This window comes from Mucilaginibacter terrae, assembly GCF_031951985.1.
In the GTDB taxonomy this organism is placed as follows: domain Bacteria; phylum Bacteroidota; class Bacteroidia; order Sphingobacteriales; family Sphingobacteriaceae; genus Mucilaginibacter; species Mucilaginibacter terrae_A.
The window spans coordinates 4,687,215-4,703,166 of the sequence record NZ_JAVLVU010000001.1 but is presented as its reverse complement, the minus strand read 5'-3'; the positions used below and the strand labels follow the sequence as shown (position 1 = coordinate 4,703,166).

Sequence of the window (15,952 nt, the reverse complement as noted above, 5' to 3'; positions counted from 1 at the left end):
ATGAACTAAAAAAATGAAATTAACCATACACGGGGCAGCCCGGCAGGTTACCGGCAGCATGCATTTGCTGGAGGTTAACCAATATAAGATATTAGTTGATTGCGGCCTTGATTACGAAAAAGACCGCAGCGTTCAGTCTAACGAAAATTTCCCCTTTAATCCGGGCGATATTGATGTGGTCATACTTACCCACGCGCATATAGACCACTCGGGCAACCTGCCCACTTTGGTACGTATGGGTTTTGACGGGCAAATATTATGCACCCCTCCTACTGCCGAACTGAGTGAATTGTTGCTGATGGATTCGGTTAATGTGTTTTTGCACAAACAGCAAAAGGCCGGCAAGCACCGCAGGGGCCGTTATCATGGTCCGCGCCCGCAGCCGCTTTATTTGCAAAAGCACGTAATGGATACGGTAGAGCGTTTTGTTACTGTTGGTTTTAACAAGCCCTTCCGTTTAACCGGCGATGTGGAGCTTACCTTTATACCCGTTGGGCACCTTTTGGGTGCCGCCGCAGCGGTATTTAAGGTGAATGATAACGGTGAGGAAAAAACCATTGCATTTACGGGCGATATAGGCCGTAAAAACTACCCGGTACTTGATGACCCGCAGCCACTGCCTCCAGTTGATTATTTAGTAAGCGAATCGACCTATGGCGGCCGCACGCACTCAAAAGATACGACTATTGAACAGGTTTTGATAGATACTATTGAAAAAGCCTGTATCAAAGAATCGGGCAGGTTAATTATACCCGCCTTTAGCATTGGCCGTACACAGGCTTTGGTGTACTCGCTCAACAAAATATTCAGCAGCGGTAAATTGCCGCCTGTAAAGGTATTTGTTGATAGTCCGCTGGCATCGGCCTCAACCAACGTATTCCGCAGGCACCACGCGCTTTTAAATGCCGAAGCGCAGGACTTTTACCGTACCAAGGGCGATGAGTTTGAGTTTGATAATTTGCAGTATGTAGAAAACCTGAGAGAAAGCCAGCAAATATCCAATTACTTTGAGCCTTGCATCATCATCTCATCGGCAGGCATGCTGGAGGGTGGACGCATACAGGATCATCTGTACAAAAACATACAAAACTACTACTGTACCATTTTATTTATTGGCTATTGTGCAAAAGGCACGTTAGGCTATCGCCTGCTGCGCGGAGATCCGGTAGTACACATTAAAGACCGCGACCTCGCCGTTTACGCCACCATTAAAAAAACCGACCTGTTTAGCGCTCATGGTGATCATGATGATTTAGTGGGTACGGTAAAACAGCAGGCCCCACATAAGCTCAAAAAAGTTTTTTTAGTGCATGGCGAGGAGGAAAGCATGCTGGCTATGGCAAGGGTGTTACAGGAAGATGGCTACGAGGTAAGCATCCCCGAAAAAGATTTGCCTTACCATTTGTAACTTGCTTTATTTTAAGCATATTTGATACTGCAAGTACAACTCACCCTATTAAATGAAGTGCCTTAAACCTTTAAAGCAGCTTACATGGCTGTTTACGCTTATAGCCCTAATAACTACATCACTGCTATCATCATGTGCTAAAGATGCCGACCCATCCTTAATTCAAGTTGCATCGGGCCCTCCCGGAACTGCTTTTAACACAGGTGGAAGCAATGGTGGTACAACAGCAGGCGCAGGCACTATAACTTTTACGCTCAACGGTCAATCTTATACCCTTAAAAATAACCCGCCAAACTACTTTGTAATGGCAACATATTTTCCGGCAGGTGGCTCCATACCTTCACCAACAGCAACTTTAGCGGCGCTAAGCCCCAGCATGACTGGTGTAACTTTTACTTTAGGTGCTTTTAACGCTAAAGCAGGGGTTTGTGACGCCGAAGTTGCAACCATATCAATGGCCGACGGAACATCATATGGCATTGGAAGTACCGGTGGAAAAATTGACTTTAAAACATTTAATGTATCGGGTAATAAACTTAGCTGCAAGGGTACTTTTGACATCGCACTTTTAAACGCAAGCGATCTTACCAAACCTATACAGGTAACCGGAACTTTTGATTTATAATCAAAAGTTATTTCTCATAAAAAAAAGGCCTTGTTAATATCAACAAGGCCTTTTCTCTTTATACATTTTACGCTTATGAAGCCAGCGTTTTAAAATGATTGATGATCAAAGTAGCCAATTCAACACCAATGCGCTCCTGGGCTTCGTTGGTTGAAGCGCCAATGTGCGGGGTTAAAGATATTTTGGGGTGCACCAATAAATCGGTACGTGGAGTTGGCTCGTTGTCAAATACATCAAGGCCTGCAAATGCCAAGCCACCGGTGTTCAGCGCTTCTAACAAGGCATCCTCATCAACCGTACCACCGCGTGAGCAATTTACCAGGCCGGCACCTTTTTTCATGAGGGCAAACTCACGGGCACCAATTACCGGCTCCTCGCTAAAAGGTACGTGCAACGAAATGAAATCACTTTGAGCAATAACCTCGTCCTTTTCGGCATACTTAACCGGAATGGTAACGGTAACACCGCCGCCTAAAGTAATTTCAAGTTCGGTTACTGATGGGTAAACGTCAAAAGCCAATACTTCCATACCTAAGCCGTAAGCTATTTTAGCCGTTTCGCGACCTATGCGGCCAAAGCCTAATATACCAATGGTTTTACCACGCAGCTCAATGCCTTTGGCATAAGCTTTCTTTAAATCATTAAATTTAGATGCGCCTTCAACCGGCATTTTGCGGTTAGCATCCTGCAAAAAGCGTACACCGGTAAACAAGTGGGCAAACACCAATTCGCCAACTGAGGCTGATGATGCTGCTGGTGTATTATGCACGGCTACACCACGCTCCAAAGCGTATTCAACGTCTATGTTATCAACGCCTACACCACCACGGCCAATTAGCTTTAAGTTAGGGCAGGCATCAATTAAAGCTTTGCGCACTTTGGTAGCACTACGTACGGTAATGGCATCGTAGTTCTGTAATTTTTCAGGAAGTTCATCCTGAGGTATGTGATTAGTATCTACAAAAAAACCGGCTTCTTCAAGCAATTGCTTGCCTACCGGGTCTATACCATCGTTAGCGAGTAATTTTATCATTTTTGGTGTATAGTTTGGTTAGGGAGCGGGGGATTTGGAGCGGGGAGCGAGGAATTATTTTACCCTCGCTCTCCGCTCCTCTCTCTCTTCGCTCTTACTTGTGTTTTTCAGCAAATTCCTGCATGGCATCAATCAGCACGTGGATGCTGGTTGTTGGCAGGGCATTGTAAATGGATGCACGGAAACCACCCACGCTGCGGTGGCCTTTAATGCCCACTATGCCTTTATCTTCGGCAAGTTTCAGGAAAGGTTTCTCCAGTTCAGGGTTTTCCATCACAAAGCAAACGTTCATTTTTGAGCGGTCTTCAACAGCGGCAACGGCTTTAAACAGCGGGTTGCGGTCAATTTCCTTGTATAGTTGTGCCGCTTTGGCATCGTTCTCTTTTTGCATGGCAGCAATACCACCCTTGGCCTTTAACCAGCGCAGGGTAAGCATTGATACGTAGATGGCAAATACCGGCGGGGTGTTGTACATGGAACCGCCCTCAATTTGAGTTTGGTAGTTGAACATAGCCGGAATTTTGCGGTCAACCTTACCTAAAATTTCATCCTTAACAATAACCAGCGTGGTACCTGCAGGGCCCATATTTTTTTGCGCACCGGCATAGATCAGGCTAAAATCGGCCACGTTGAACGTACGGCTGAAAATATCTGATGACATATCGGCTACTAACGGCACAGGTGATGGTTTAAACTCCTGGGTTTGGGTACCGTAAATGGTATTATTTGAGGTGATGTGAAAATAAGCCGCATCAGCCGGTATGGTGTAATCTTTAGGAATGTAAGTAAAGTTGCTGTCTTTTGAAGATGCCACCACCTCTACATTGCCAAAGTACTTAGCTTCTTTTAAAGCTTTGTTAGCCCATACACCGGTTTCGAGATATGCTGCTTTGCCACCTTCGGGCAACAGGTTATAAGGCACCATGGCAAATTGCTGGCTGGCACCACCTTGTAAAAACAAAACCGAGTAACCTTCGGGCACTTCCAACAGTTCTTTGGTTAGCTTTACAGCTTCGTCTAAAACAGCCTCAAACTCCGACGAGCGGTGCGAAATTTCAAGAATTGATAAACCAATTCCATTAAAATCAACCACGGCCTGTGATGCCTGTTTTAAAACCTCGTGAGGAAGGATGCCTGGTCCGGCACCGAAATTATGTTTCATAACTTTAATTTAGTTTACCAAAGGCTGTTTCGGAACACCTTTGAGTTGCGCCCGAAGTTAAAAAATTAGCCTATTAAGTTGGTAGTTTATTTATAAATTGTGAATAAAGCGTTAGCAATGTGGAAAAACGTTACCGAAATTTTGATTTTGGCAATAAAATCAATTATAGTTCAACCAGCTCCTTTATTGTGGCCAATTGGTTGGCCGACGAGAAAACAAAGTTACCGGCAACCAGCACATTAGCACCTGCCGCCAGCAATTGCGGTGCGTTTTGCAGGTTCACTCCTCCGTCTATTTCTATCAGCAGGTCGGGATTCTTATCGGCACTCATCGACTTTAGCTGTTCTATTTTTTTATAGGTGTTACTGATAAATTTTTGTCCACCAAAACCGGGGTTAACCGACATAATGAGCACCATATCTACATCCTCGATGATGTCTTCTAACGCGGCAACCGGCGTATGCGGGTTTAAGGCTACGCCTGCTTTGCAACCTAACTCCTTAATAGCTTGTACAGTGCGGTGCAGATGGGTACAGGCTTCAAGGTGTACCGTAATACCAGCCGCTCCGGCATCGGCAAAAGCTTTAAGGTAGCGGTCGGGGTCAACGATCATGAGATGCACATCCAGTGGTTTTTGGGCGTGCTTTTTAACTGCTTCCACTACCGGGAAACCGAAAGAAATATTAGGAACAAACAGGCCGTCCATAATATCAACGTGTATCCACTGCGCCTCGCTATGGTTAATCATTTCAATATCGCGCTGTAAATTGGCAAAATCAGCCGCTAAAATTGATGGGGCAATCAAATGATTCATGCCGCCAAATATAGGGATAACGGTATTAGTATGGGTGGGAAATTGTGGAATAGGTTTGTGCTTTGACTTAGTGCAGTGCCCTGTTAGGACAAGTAAAGTAATTACACTCCCGCCTGTGGATGTACTTTCTTTTTTATACAAAAAAGAAAGTACCAAAGAAAAAACTTGCGGCTACGTTTATTTGCTACTCTTTGCTGGGCTTTAACTTTAACCTGTGCTACAGCAAAACACTGATGCCGCGAAAAGAGGTTACGTTAGGTCAGTGCTTTTTATAATTAATAAATTAGCATGCAAAAAAGACATGCAATCACCAGCCCATTTTTAGCATTCGTCACAAATGACCGCAATGTTATATTTTGCAGTTTGCGTTAGGGATAGTAGCGGAAAGCCCGGAACGTAGCATAGCGAAGTGAGGACTTGCAGCAGATAGCCCGGTTCGCCTAAGGCGGAAAAGCCCATATTTTAATGACAGAATAAGTAGGGGGTTGAATTATTGAATATAGGATTTTTACATATACTCCCCTTAATCCACTTGTCGTTCCGGCCTAAGGAGGAATCCTATGCGAGCGGTAACCTTACTAAGCGTATAAGATTGCTCTCTACCGTTCGAAATGATAAGATTATTTAATGAGGCAAAAAAGGCAATAGAAAACCTTAGTCGCAGTTTTGCAACAGGTCGTAGTATTTACGCATAAGCTCGGTATCATAGTTTACCAGTGATTGGTAAGCCTCAGATACAAGCTCATTCAAGATCGAAGCGCCCAGTTGACCTGCGCCATTGGGGATTTCTTCGTAATACTTTATCAGATCTTTAACCCTGATGATTTCATATAGCAACACCTGTATCAAATCAGTCTGTGCGGCCGATTTGGTGCCATGAATACTGTTGCTCAAAAAATCTAAAGGATCATCACTTGTGGTAGATGTCATTATTTCTTTAATACGATCGGACTTTAGATGGTTCGGCAATTTAGCTAATACACAACTTATCCAACAGTTTAAAGTAGCAGGGGTATACAAATAAACAAAAAACTAAACAAAAAAACCACACCTTCCAAGCAAAAATGTTGGAAGATGTGGTTTAAGTATGATATGAACCGAAATAATTATGCTTTAGGAGCGTCGTTTCTTTCAGGTTTTGGCATTAAGGCTTTACGCGATAATTTTAGTTTACCTTGTTTGTCGATGTCTAATAATTTAACACGAACAATTTCGCCAACCTCGAACACGCCGTCCATGGTTTCTAAACGTTTGTGATCAATTTCTGAGATATGCAACAAGCCGTCTTTGCCAGGCATAATTTCAACAAAGGCACCAAATGGCATAATTGAACGTACTTTACCTTCGTAAGTTTCGCCAACCTCGGCTTTAGCTGCAATAGCACGAATGCGGCTTACAGCAGCATCAATGGCCGATTTATTGTCGGCAAATACCTGTACTATACCAACGTTGTTAACCTCTTCGATGTTGATGTTAGCACCGGTTTCGCGTTGCATTTCCTGGATGATCTTGCCACCGGGACCTATAACTGCACCAATAAATTCTTTATCGATTTTAAGGGTAACAATACGTGGAGCAAACTCTTTGTAATCTTCGCGAGGGGCGGCAATGGTTTTAGCCATTTCGCCAAGGATGTGTAAACGACCTTCTTTAGCCTGATCTAACGCGTTCGAAAGAACTTCGTATGATAAGCCATTGATCTTTAAGTCCATTTGACAGGCAACGATACCGTTTTTAGTACCGGTTACCTTAAAGTCCATATCACCCAGGTGATCTTCATCACCCAAAATATCAGAAAGGATAGCGTATTTAGTACCCATTTCGTTGGTGATCAAGCCCATGGCTATACCAGATACAGGCTCGGTAATTTTAATACCGGCATCCATCAAAGCCAATGTACCGGCACAAACCGTAGCCATTGACGATGAACCGTTAGATTCTAAAATATCAGAAACGATACGGATAGTGTATGGGTTTTCATCTTCGGCAGGTAATACGCGTTTTAACGAGCGCATAGCCAGGTTACCATGACCAATTTCGCGGCGACCGGCACCACGGTTAGGACGAACCTCACCGGTTGAGAAACCAGGGAAATTGTAGTGTAAAAGGAATTTTTGGTAACCGTTGATGAACGCACCGTCGATCATTTGCTCATCATCCTTAGCACCTAAGGTAACGGTGGTTAATGATTGGGTTTCGCCACGGGTAAATACCGCGCTACCATGTGCAGATGGTAAGTAACCAACCTCGCTCCATATAGGACGAATTTCGGTGGTTTTACGACCGTCTAAACGTTTGCCTTCGTCTAATACAAGGTTACGGATAGCGTCATACTCCACATCGTGGTAATATTTTTTAGCTAACGATTTAGTAATATCGTCAATTTCGCCTAAAGTAGCAATGTAAGTATCGCGTACTTCTTTAAACTTAGCCGAGCGCTCATCTTTTGCCGAAGCAGAAGAAGCAACTGCGTAAACCTGGTCATAAGTAGCAGCGTAGATGGCTTTTTTCAAATCCTCGTTGCTGTGCTCATGGCTGTAAGTACGTTTTTCGGTTTTACCAACTTCAATAGTTAACTCGCGTTGAGCTAAACACTGTAATTTAATGGCAGTGTGGGCAAATTTGATAGCCTCAACTAATTCAGCTTCCTGAATTTCGTGTGCTTCGCCTTCAACCATGTTAATATCATGCTCCGAACCGGCAACAATGAATTCTAAAGTTGCATTAGCTAACTGACTTAAAGTTGGGTTGATTACCAACTGACCGTCAATTTTAGCAACACGTACTTCAGAAATTGGACCGTTGAACGGAATATCAGAAACAGATAAAGCTGCTGATGCGGCTAAACCAGCCAGTGCATCGGGCATAATGTCTTTATCGGCCGATATTAATGAGATCATCACCTGGGTATCAGCATGATAGTCCTCAGGGAATAATGGACGTAAAGCGCGGTCAACCAAACGAGAGATCAAAACCTCATAATCTGATAAACGTGCCTCACGGCGTAAAAAACCGCCCGGAATACGGCCTGTAGCCGCGTACTTCTCCTGGTAATCTACTGATAGGGGTAAAAAATCAATACCTTCTTTAGCTTCTTTCGAAGAAACTACCGTAGCCAGTAACATGGTGTCGCCCATTTTTACTACTACCGAGCCATCGGCTTGTTTGGCCAGTTTTCCGGTTTCGATCTCAATGGTGCGGCCGTCACCTAAATCAATAACCTTTTTAATTGCATTGTAACTCATCTTGTTGTGTATGATGCGCTTTTCATCTTTAGAGCGCACCGCTTTTTTATTTTGTTCAAAATTAAAAAAGCTATCCGAAATTGGATAGCTTTTTTTAAAGACTGTAAGTACTATTTGATAATATCACGAAGCTCGAGAGCTTTGATGATAGCACGGTATCTTTGAATGTCTTTTTTGTACAGGTAAGCCAATAAAGCACGACGTTTACCTACCAGTTTTTGTAACGACAACTGAGTAGCGAAGTCTTTTTTGTTCTTTTTTAAGTGACCGGTTAAGTGTGCGATACGCTTAGTAAATAAAGCAACCTGACCTTCGGCCGAACCTGTGTTGGTAGCAGCGCCACCGTGTGTTGCGAAAATATCTGATTTCCACTCTGAACTTAAATACATTACTTGAATAATATTAAAGTGTAATTACTTTTGTTAATTGGGTGCAAATGTACAGCTAATTATTTAATTTAAAAAGAGTTATTTGGTTAAAGGGTGAAAGCTTAAAGGCGAAGGGTTAAAGGTAATTTTTCTTGAACCGGAATTGGCCGGAATTTATAGAATTTGCAGAATTTGATGTAAAACTTAACCAAACCAGTCATGCTGAACTTGTTTCAGCCCCCAACCTGCTAAGTAAATACGCAAACTGCAAAAAAGTCGTCATTGCGAGGAACGAAGCAATCCCTGCGGAAGCACAGCAGTTATGCAAAGTTCAGATATTGCTTCGTTCCTCGCAATAACGTATGAGTGAGAACTCTTCACCCTAACATTTCCTCTCACAACAAATACTGCCCCGCCTGCCCATAGCCCTGCAACTGCCTGATACCTGTGCTCGATATATGTTCAAACTCGCGATCGCAAAAAATAGAGATTATCTTGAGCGGTTGGATAGTGAGGTCTTGCAGGTAACGGTACTGGTTAAGTTCATATTGCAGGTCGGTACTGTTACGCAGTCCCCGTATTACGGTTACCGGGTAGCCTAAATTATTAACAAAATCGGTTAAGAGGCTGCTATAGCTTTCTATTTGGCGGTATTGCAGTGCGGTGGGCAAATCATTGGTGCTTGGTGCTTTTTCTGCATTTATGCCGCGGGCTATAATTACCTTATCAAATATCTGCTCGGCCTTTTGCAGTATATTATAATGCCCTTTATGAAACGGGTTAAAACTGCCCGGATAAACGGCAATATGCGGCTGGCGATGCTGCACATAGGTAATGAGCGCATTCAGATCCGGGTTATTTACTTGCTTGCTGAGGCTTTGCAGCACTTCTATCCGTTTAGCTTTGTATATCGTGAAATCAACAAACTGGAACTCTTTGAAAATTTGCTGTTCGTATTCCATGAGCTGCGCTAAAGGGCGGTTGAGTATATCCAAATCAATCTCACAAAATATGGACGAAAGCTCCGTAGTTGATTGATGGCTTTTGGTATCTAAAATAATTGTGCATACTTCCTGCTTTAATTCATCGCTACCGGCAAAAGTCTCCTTAAAATATGCTGCCGAATCATCTTCATTGGTCGACGATTGGGGGTTGTAAATTACATCGTGGTAAATGGTGGCCAGCAGCAGTGCTTCGTTATCGGCCAGTTGCCGCTCCTTTAGCTGGCTATATATATCTTCAATGTGGGTTAAGGTGTGGTAAAAGCGATGGGGCTCGTTGTAGCGTTCGAACACTTCATCGGGTACTCCTAAAGATTTTAGTTTGGCTTTCAGTTCATTTAATAACATCATGCGCTATTATATATGCGTCAAATGTATCATTTTAATAAACTTAAACAATGCTGCGCAAATAGCCTTTAGTAAACACAAGATATACATTTAATGGAAAACCCCACCTACAGCACCTTCGAAACCGAACACCGTGTTCGTCCCGATGATATAGACCTTTTTCAGCATGTGCATAGCAGCCGGTATATTGATTATGTGCTGGCCGCCCGCTACGAGCAAATGGAAAAGTTTTACGGCATGGCCATGGAAAAATTCCTCGAGCGCGGCTTTGGCTGGGTGGTAAGCAGCGTACAAATTAACTATAAACGCCCCCTCAACCTAGGCGACTACTTCCTCGTGCGCACAGGCATCGACAGCATTAACGAGCGCATTTGTCGCGTAGCCTTTACCATTACCAACAAAGCCACCGGCAAACTATGCTGCGACGGCTGGTTCGATTACGTGATGATAGATATTAAAACCGGCAGAGGAGCGAAGATACCGGAGGATGTGATTGCGCATTATAGTGTGTAATTGGAGCGGGAGGATTTGGAGCGGAGAGCGAGGAATAAAGCTATTAAGTCAAACAAAAGCACTGGCCTAACATAACCTCTCTTCCGCGGCATCAGTGTTTTGCGGGTAGCACAAACCTGGGGTAAAGCACAGCGCTGAGTAGCAAATAAACGTAGCCGCAAGTTTTTTCTTTGGTACTTTCTACTATATAACTTAAATCAAGCGACCTGCTGTTTAAGTCTATCCAACGCCTTTTGTAATGATGCTATCTTAGCCTGTTGATTCCTGTTAAGATGATCTTCGTAGACCAATGGGTCGAATGACCGCCGTTCACTGACCATTTTATAATAGATGATAGCGATCTTCCGGGCTGTCGCAACTACTGCGTATTTGTGTCCGCCTTTTGCTTTCATCCGTCTAAAGAAGTGCCCCATCCAGTTCTGGCTATTTTGTACGCCCTGTGCAGCCATGCGAAATGCTTTTGCAGCAGCGTTAGGTTTCTTTTTTTGCAGCTTGCTGGACAAGAGTTTACCACCGGATATTTTGCTATTGGGACAAAGGTTGAGCCAAGAAACGAACCGTTCAGGCGTTGACCATTTGCTTAGATCAGTACCGGTTTCAGAAAGTATTTCCAGCGCGCTGATCTCATGAAGCCCATAGAGTTCCATCACGTCGACCTGATGGATGCCTTTGAGGTACGCCCGGGTATCGAACAACGGTTGGTTCTTATCTTTCTTTTGCTTAGATATTTTGCCTTTCGGTGTGAGTTTGACTTCTTTTTCAGGTATTGTAATACCTTCGTTTTGCTTTGCATGGACCGAGCGTAATGCCCATTCTATCTCTTGGTCACATTTGCCGACCTGCGTTTGAAGGAACTGATAGTTATGATAGTTCTGTTCCAGCAGGAACAATTGCTCCTTGCGCCAGTTCCCCTCAAGAGACTTACTGATATGTGCCCTGTCTGCCTTAATGCGAGGGTCGACGAAAGGAAGAAAGTTTTCAGCGATCCGCTCTCCGTCAATGATCGCTTCTACTATAGCCTTACCTGTTTTGCCCATCAGGTCATTTATCAATGTGTGGATCTTCAGATTCATTAGTTCCAAAGCTTTTTGCATTCTCAATACACAGGTACTGCTATCCTGTGTCAGTTTTCTGCGATATCTGACCAACGTGCGCAGGCATTCTGTTTGGTCATCAGGAAGGAACGAACTTCCGAGCAAACCACAACTATGCAGTTTCTGTATCCACTGCGCATCGCTTTCATCGGTCTTTTTACCGGAGATATTCTTAGTATGGCGGGCATTGACCAGGTAAACTTCAAATCCTTCAGCAATAAGTACTCCGCAAAGGTTTTTCCAGTAGACACCCGTGCTTTCCATGGCCACTGTTTCTATCCGGCACGCCTTTAACCAACCAGCTATAGCTAATAAGTCAACCGTGAATGTACCAAACTCTCTTACGCTTATCTCATCCCTGTCTTGTGGAACTGCGACCGCATGAACTGTGTCACCGATGTCGATGCCGGCGGCTTTGGGATTGACCAATTGAAAGTCGACCCGGTTTTTACTTTGCTTTTTTGTGGCTTTTTGATCAGTTTTGTTCATAAGAATACTTTTTAATAAAGCATCCCGCCTGTCTGCCGGTTGAAGCAAACTCTACTATACGAACTCTATACGTTCAATTGGAAACTCCATGACGCGGACAGGGCCAAACTTTTTCCATGACCTCGAAATCAATAAAAGGAACGGCCTTTCTGCGGGATGCTTTCCAAAGTTATTATCAACGGAAACAGGAGCAAGCGCTCATTTAATACTTTTGTATAAAAGAAAAAGTACATCCACAGGCTGCGGTGCAAATACTTTACCTGTCCTAACAGGGCACTAAATGAAGTATAAGCAGAAACAAATATCGAAAGCTATTTATGGGAATACCTTAGCAACATAAAATCAAACCGCTTCGAAAAGATTTCTCCTTAGGTCGAAATGACAACGGAGTTAGTTTATTTCTTCATATCCACTACCGGCATATCCCTATAATAAAACCTGTAGAATATCAAATAAGACACCACCACATTAAACAACACCAATCCTATCATCAGCTTAAACATCATTACCCAAAACAATACGATAAATAAGCCCATTATCCATTGCAGGTAGCGGTCCATGTTGAGGCCGATGTAGTAGATTAGCGTGTGCAGAAGTATAACCATACTCAGCATCATTAAAAATAACTGCACAGCCAGAAGCGGGTTAAACCGCCCAAACAGCCAAAACCCTTCGGGCAGGAGCAAGATGCAATAGGTTAACACAGCGTAACCATAGCGCTGCAATAATGGGTATGAAAAATTGCGGGCAAAGCTTAAATAAGTATGCTCAAAACGCTGCCCTTCAAAAACAATTACGCCATGGGTCACAGCTATGGCCAGCACCGCCATTCCGGCTACGCGGGCATCGTGCTGCACATCGGCAAAAAGCTGAAACACGGCAGTAATAATTATCCACGATAAGCCTTTGGTTATTAAATACGGAATTTTAAGCCGGTTGGCAATGTGGTATAAGTAGAGGCTGTAATAGGGTTTCTTCCAGCTACTGCTCAGGTTTAATAACCACGACTGCTTACTACCATCAATTAAACGGTTAACTACAAAAGTGTATAACCATGCGCTAAGTCCGGTTAACAGCAACAGGTACAGCACAATTACCGCAGGCTGCCAGTAAAAACCGTAATAAAAGCCAACCCCAACCGCCGTTAAGCCGTAAGCAATTACCGGCAATAGTATAGCTGCCTGCACCAAAAACCAGCTTTTTAATTGCTGCCTTTTAGTATAAGAGGTACTGCTGTAAAACAAAAAATGCTGCGGCGGAGCACCAATTTGTGCAACCACATAATGCCAGCATTTTAACGTATATAGTAACCACACAGCAAGCACCACCAGCAACATGAGCGGACTGGTAATAAAAGCCACCATCAGGGTTTTATGGTAACTCAGCAATTGCCCCGGATCTACCGCGCCTATCATTACTAAGAAAAAGAACAAGAACATACCCGCATGCGCCTGGTAAAACCCGCACACAAAAATGCGGTTGAGGATATGGGTTAGCGGCGAGTTCATTCGCCAACGAAAGTTTTGAGGGTTTGCTCGTGGATGTGCAAAATACTGGCAGGCATAACATCAAAGTCAAGCGTTTGGTGTGATGACAGCAGGAAACTTGTGCCATGCTCGCGGCGTTGGTTACTAATCCATTGGTATAACACTTCCAGCGCGGCGGTATCAATGGTGATCAAAGGTTCATCCAGCATAATCAACTTTGGCTTACCCAAAAACGCCAACAGTAACGACAACTTTTTAAGCATTCCGCTCGAGTAGGTTCCCACGGGCTTATCTACATAAGCGTTCATGCCCATACTGTCCAGGTAGCTTTGCTCCTGCCCTGCCGGTGCATCTTTAGCGGCGGCAAACAGGTTGATTAGTTCGCGCCCGGTTAAAAACTCGGGGAATAACGGTTCGGCTTCGGCAAAGTTTACGAGTTTGCGGTAGTCGACAGGTTGTTTTTTGATGCTGATGCCATCGAGTAATATATCGCCCTCAAAGGCCAGTATCCCGGCTATCGATTTCAGCAGCGTGCTCTTACCCGATCCGTTTACGCCTTTTATCCAGTAAATCCCTTCGGCAATAGTAAAATCGGCAATGGTGAGTGCCGGGTAATTGCCGTATGATTTTTTGAAGTTGGTGAAGCGGAGCATGGGGTTTTTGTATTTTAAATTAAACCGTCATTGCGAGGTACGAAGCAATCTCTGAACTATGCATAACGGATTGTTCTCCGCAGAGATTGCTTCGCACCTCGCAATGACGCGTGGGGGAGAAAGACGAACTACAAACCCTTCGTCGAACCCTCAACGATCATCCCATAAAAATCCATCACGCTCATACCCGCTGCACGCACCTGTTGTGGAATTAAACTATTGGCCGATTGACCGGGCGTGGTGTTAACTTCGATGAAGTAAAACTCGTTGGTTTCTTCCTGCAAAATAAAGTCGATGCGTACCATGCCGCGGCAGTTGAGGCGCAGGTAAACTTCGGTGAGTATGGCGGCTATTATTCTCTGCTTTTCGGTGCTGATGTCGGCCGGGGTAATTTCTTCGGTTACACCCGGGGTATATTTGGCTTCGTAATCAAAAAACTCTTTGGAGCTTTTAATTTCGGTAGCAGGAAGCACGGTAAGCTTGCCATTTAAGCGGGCTATTCCCTGGCTAAATTCACGGCCTTTAATAAATTCCTCTACCAGTATCTGGCTGTCTTCATGAAATGCTTTTTCGAGCGCGGCTGGCAACTCGGCAACGGTATGTACCTTGCTCATGCCCACGCTGCTGCCTCCATTATTGGGCTTAACAAACAGTGGGAAACGCAAAGCCGATGCAATATTACCCACATCGTGCATATCACCCTTAAATAGTTTTACCGATTTAGCCGTGTGTAAATACTTAACATCATGCACCAACGCCTTGGTGTAGGCCTTATTCATGGTAATGGCCGATGTGGTGGCATCGCAGGTATTATACGGCAAGCCCATCATATCCAGGTAGCCTTGTATCTTACCATCTTCGCCGGGAGTGCCGTGTACGGTAATAAACACCGTGTCGAACGTTATTTTGCTACCGTTAACCATTATGCTGAAATCGTTTTTATCAACATCAACCAACTCATCGCCGTTTTGGTAAAACCATCGGTCGCGGTTAATCAGCAGGGTGTACACGTTATATTTTTCGGCATCCAAATTTGCTGCAATGTTTTTGGCGCTATTAATAGATACCTCATATTCACCGGTATACCCACCGGCCAAAAGGGCTACGTTTTTCTTGCTCATGGTGGTCAAATATATAAAAACCCCTCCCAACCCTCCCCAAGGGGAGGGCTTTTTAAAAGATTTTTTAAAGTCTCCCCTTTCGGGGGAGATTTAGAGGGGGTTTTACTACTTTTGCATATGCCGTATAAAGAACGTGATATCAACAAAATGTACTACACCATGGGCGAAGTAACGGCCATGTTTGACGTTAACCACTCGCTCATCAGGTATTACGAAAAGGAATTTGATATACTGCAACCCAAAAAGAACAAAAAGGGCAACCGTTATTTTACCGGCGAGGATATTGATAACCTGAAGATCATCTTCCACCTCATACGTGATAAGGGTTATACCCTGCAAGGCGCTAAAGACCACCTCAAAAACAACGGCAACGAAACCAAGAGCCAGCAAAGCATTTTAAACTCCCTTGAAAATTTAAAGAAGTTTTTATTGGAAGTACGCGACCAGTTGTAAGCGAAGCCAATGAGGGATTTGGTGAAGGAAAGAAAGAGCAAATTCGCTCAAAAATCCGTGTGAAGAAAATGTCGCGCCGTTGTCTGTGTCCTCACATACAACATTAACCAATCAGCGGTTTTGTTGTATATTAGCTTC

General features: G+C 43.9%; 15 protein-coding genes. 4 read left to right on the top strand and 11 right to left on the bottom strand.

Annotated features, from left to right (window positions below; all coding sequences use genetic code 11):
* Positions 1-13 precede the first annotated feature (13 nt).
* Both QE417_RS20155 and QE417_RS20150 read left to right on the top strand, forming a co-directional pair.
* A complete protein-coding gene (locus QE417_RS20155) occupies positions 14-1,408 on the top strand; it encodes an MBL fold metallo-hydrolase (RefSeq protein ID WP_311952934.1) in 1,395 nt (464 codons plus the stop codon).
* A 52-nt stretch (positions 1,409-1,460) separates the two neighbouring features.
* Positions 1,461-2,033, top strand: a complete 573-nt coding sequence (locus QE417_RS20150; RefSeq protein WP_311952931.1) for a hypothetical protein — start codon at positions 1,461-1,463, stop codon at positions 2,031-2,033.
* Between the two features lie 73 nt (positions 2,034-2,106).
* On the opposite strand, the gene QE417_RS20145 is transcribed toward QE417_RS20150, so the two are convergent.
* From QE417_RS20145 to QE417_RS20115, 7 genes are all read right to left on the bottom strand, one after another.
* On the bottom strand, positions 2,107-3,066 hold the full coding sequence (locus tag QE417_RS20145) for a D-2-hydroxyacid dehydrogenase (protein WP_311952929.1): 960 nt from the start codon (positions 3,064-3,066) through the stop codon (positions 2,107-2,109).
* Between the two features lie 94 nt (positions 3,067-3,160).
* Positions 3,161-4,228 (bottom strand): 3-phosphoserine/phosphohydroxythreonine transaminase, encoded by a 1,068-nt coding sequence (gene serC / locus QE417_RS20140; protein ID WP_311952927.1) that lies wholly within the window; start codon positions 4,226-4,228, stop codon positions 3,161-3,163.
* A gap of 163 nt (positions 4,229-4,391) precedes the next feature.
* Positions 4,392-5,042: a ribulose-phosphate 3-epimerase gene (rpe, locus tag QE417_RS20135; RefSeq protein ID WP_311952925.1), complete on the bottom strand. Its 651-nt coding sequence runs from the start codon at positions 5,040-5,042 to the stop codon at positions 4,392-4,394.
* A gap of 654 nt (positions 5,043-5,696) precedes the next feature.
* Positions 5,697-5,972: a hypothetical protein gene (locus QE417_RS20130; protein ID WP_311952923.1), complete on the bottom strand. Its 276-nt coding sequence runs from the start codon at positions 5,970-5,972 to the stop codon at positions 5,697-5,699.
* 176 nt (positions 5,973-6,148) lie between these two features.
* Complete coding sequence (gene pnp / locus QE417_RS20125) at positions 6,149-8,287, bottom strand: polyribonucleotide nucleotidyltransferase (RefSeq protein WP_311952922.1); 2,139 nt, start codon at positions 8,285-8,287, stop codon at positions 6,149-6,151.
* A 110-nt stretch (positions 8,288-8,397) separates the two neighbouring features.
* The gene (gene rpsO, locus QE417_RS20120; protein WP_311952921.1) at positions 8,398-8,676 is read right to left on the bottom strand and encodes a 30S ribosomal protein S15; all 279 of its coding nucleotides are present in this window, start codon (positions 8,674-8,676) and stop codon (positions 8,398-8,400) included.
* A 374-nt stretch (positions 8,677-9,050) separates the two neighbouring features.
* The gene (locus QE417_RS20115) at positions 9,051-10,007 is read right to left on the bottom strand and encodes an adenylyltransferase/cytidyltransferase family protein (RefSeq protein WP_311952919.1); all 957 of its coding nucleotides are present in this window, start codon (positions 10,005-10,007) and stop codon (positions 9,051-9,053) included.
* Between the two features lie 90 nt (positions 10,008-10,097).
* On the opposite strand from QE417_RS20115, the gene QE417_RS20110 reads away from it, so the two are divergent.
* Positions 10,098-10,517 (top strand): acyl-CoA thioesterase, encoded by a 420-nt coding sequence (locus QE417_RS20110; protein ID WP_311952917.1) that lies wholly within the window; start codon positions 10,098-10,100, stop codon positions 10,515-10,517.
* Between the two features lie 197 nt (positions 10,518-10,714).
* On the opposite strand, the gene QE417_RS20105 is transcribed toward QE417_RS20110, so the two are convergent.
* The 4 genes from QE417_RS20105 to QE417_RS20090 all read right to left on the bottom strand — a co-directional run bounded on the left by QE417_RS20105 (position 10,715) and on the right by QE417_RS20090 (position 15,361).
* Positions 10,715-12,100: an IS110 family transposase gene (locus QE417_RS20105; RefSeq protein WP_311952914.1), complete on the bottom strand. Its 1,386-nt coding sequence runs from the start codon at positions 12,098-12,100 to the stop codon at positions 10,715-10,717.
* A gap of 395 nt (positions 12,101-12,495) precedes the next feature.
* A complete protein-coding gene (locus tag QE417_RS20100; protein WP_311952912.1) occupies positions 12,496-13,608 on the bottom strand; it encodes a hypothetical protein in 1,113 nt (370 codons plus the stop codon).
* Positions 13,605-14,240, bottom strand: a complete 636-nt coding sequence (locus QE417_RS20095; RefSeq protein ID WP_311952910.1) for an ABC transporter ATP-binding protein — start codon at positions 14,238-14,240, stop codon at positions 13,605-13,607. Before QE417_RS20095 ends, QE417_RS20100 begins: the two co-directional genes overlap by 4 nt.
* 128 nt (positions 14,241-14,368) lie before the next feature.
* On the bottom strand, positions 14,369-15,361 hold the full coding sequence (locus QE417_RS20090) for a D-alanine--D-alanine ligase (protein WP_311952908.1): 993 nt from the start codon (positions 15,359-15,361) through the stop codon (positions 14,369-14,371).
* A gap of 117 nt (positions 15,362-15,478) precedes the next feature.
* Between QE417_RS20090 and QE417_RS20085 the strand changes: the two genes are divergently transcribed.
* Positions 15,479-15,814, top strand: coding sequence for a MerR family transcriptional regulator (locus tag QE417_RS20085; RefSeq protein WP_311952905.1), 336 nt, complete (start codon positions 15,479-15,481; stop codon positions 15,812-15,814).
* Positions 15,815-15,952 lie beyond the last annotated feature (138 nt).

Coding starts and splice junctions, on each gene's coding strand:
- QE417_RS20155 (WP_311952934.1), top strand. CDS start 14: ATGAAATTAACCATACACGGGGCAGCCCGGCAGGTTACCGGCAGCATG.
- QE417_RS20150 (WP_311952931.1), top strand. CDS start 1,461: ATGAAGTGCCTTAAACCTTTAAAGCAGCTTACATGGCTGTTTACGCTT.
- QE417_RS20145 (WP_311952929.1), bottom strand. CDS start 3,066: ATGATAAAATTACTCGCTAACGATGGTATAGACCCGGTAGGCAAGCAA.
- serC (WP_311952927.1), bottom strand. CDS start 4,228: ATGAAACATAATTTCGGTGCCGGACCAGGCATCCTTCCTCACGAGGTT.
- rpe (WP_311952925.1), bottom strand. CDS start 5,042: ATGAATCATTTGATTGCCCCATCAATTTTAGCGGCTGATTTTGCCAAT.
- QE417_RS20130 (WP_311952923.1), bottom strand. CDS start 5,972: ATGACATCTACCACAAGTGATGATCCTTTAGATTTTTTGAGCAACAGT.
- pnp (WP_311952922.1), bottom strand. CDS start 8,287: ATGAGTTACAATGCAATTAAAAAGGTTATTGATTTAGGTGACGGCCGC.
- rpsO (WP_311952921.1), bottom strand. CDS start 8,676: ATGTATTTAAGTTCAGAGTGGAAATCAGATATTTTCGCAACACACGGT.
- QE417_RS20115 (WP_311952919.1), bottom strand. CDS start 10,007: ATGATGTTATTAAATGAACTGAAAGCCAAACTAAAATCTTTAGGAGTA.
- QE417_RS20110 (WP_311952917.1), top strand. CDS start 10,098: ATGGAAAACCCCACCTACAGCACCTTCGAAACCGAACACCGTGTTCGT.
- QE417_RS20105 (WP_311952914.1), bottom strand. CDS start 12,100: ATGAACAAAACTGATCAAAAAGCCACAAAAAAGCAAAGTAAAAACCGG.
- QE417_RS20100 (WP_311952912.1), bottom strand. CDS start 13,608: ATGAACTCGCCGCTAACCCATATCCTCAACCGCATTTTTGTGTGCGGG.
- QE417_RS20095 (WP_311952910.1), bottom strand. CDS start 14,240: ATGCTCCGCTTCACCAACTTCAAAAAATCATACGGCAATTACCCGGCA.
- QE417_RS20090 (WP_311952908.1), bottom strand. CDS start 15,361: ATGAGCAAGAAAAACGTAGCCCTTTTGGCCGGTGGGTATACCGGTGAA.
- QE417_RS20085 (WP_311952905.1), top strand. CDS start 15,479: ATGCCGTATAAAGAACGTGATATCAACAAAATGTACTACACCATGGGC.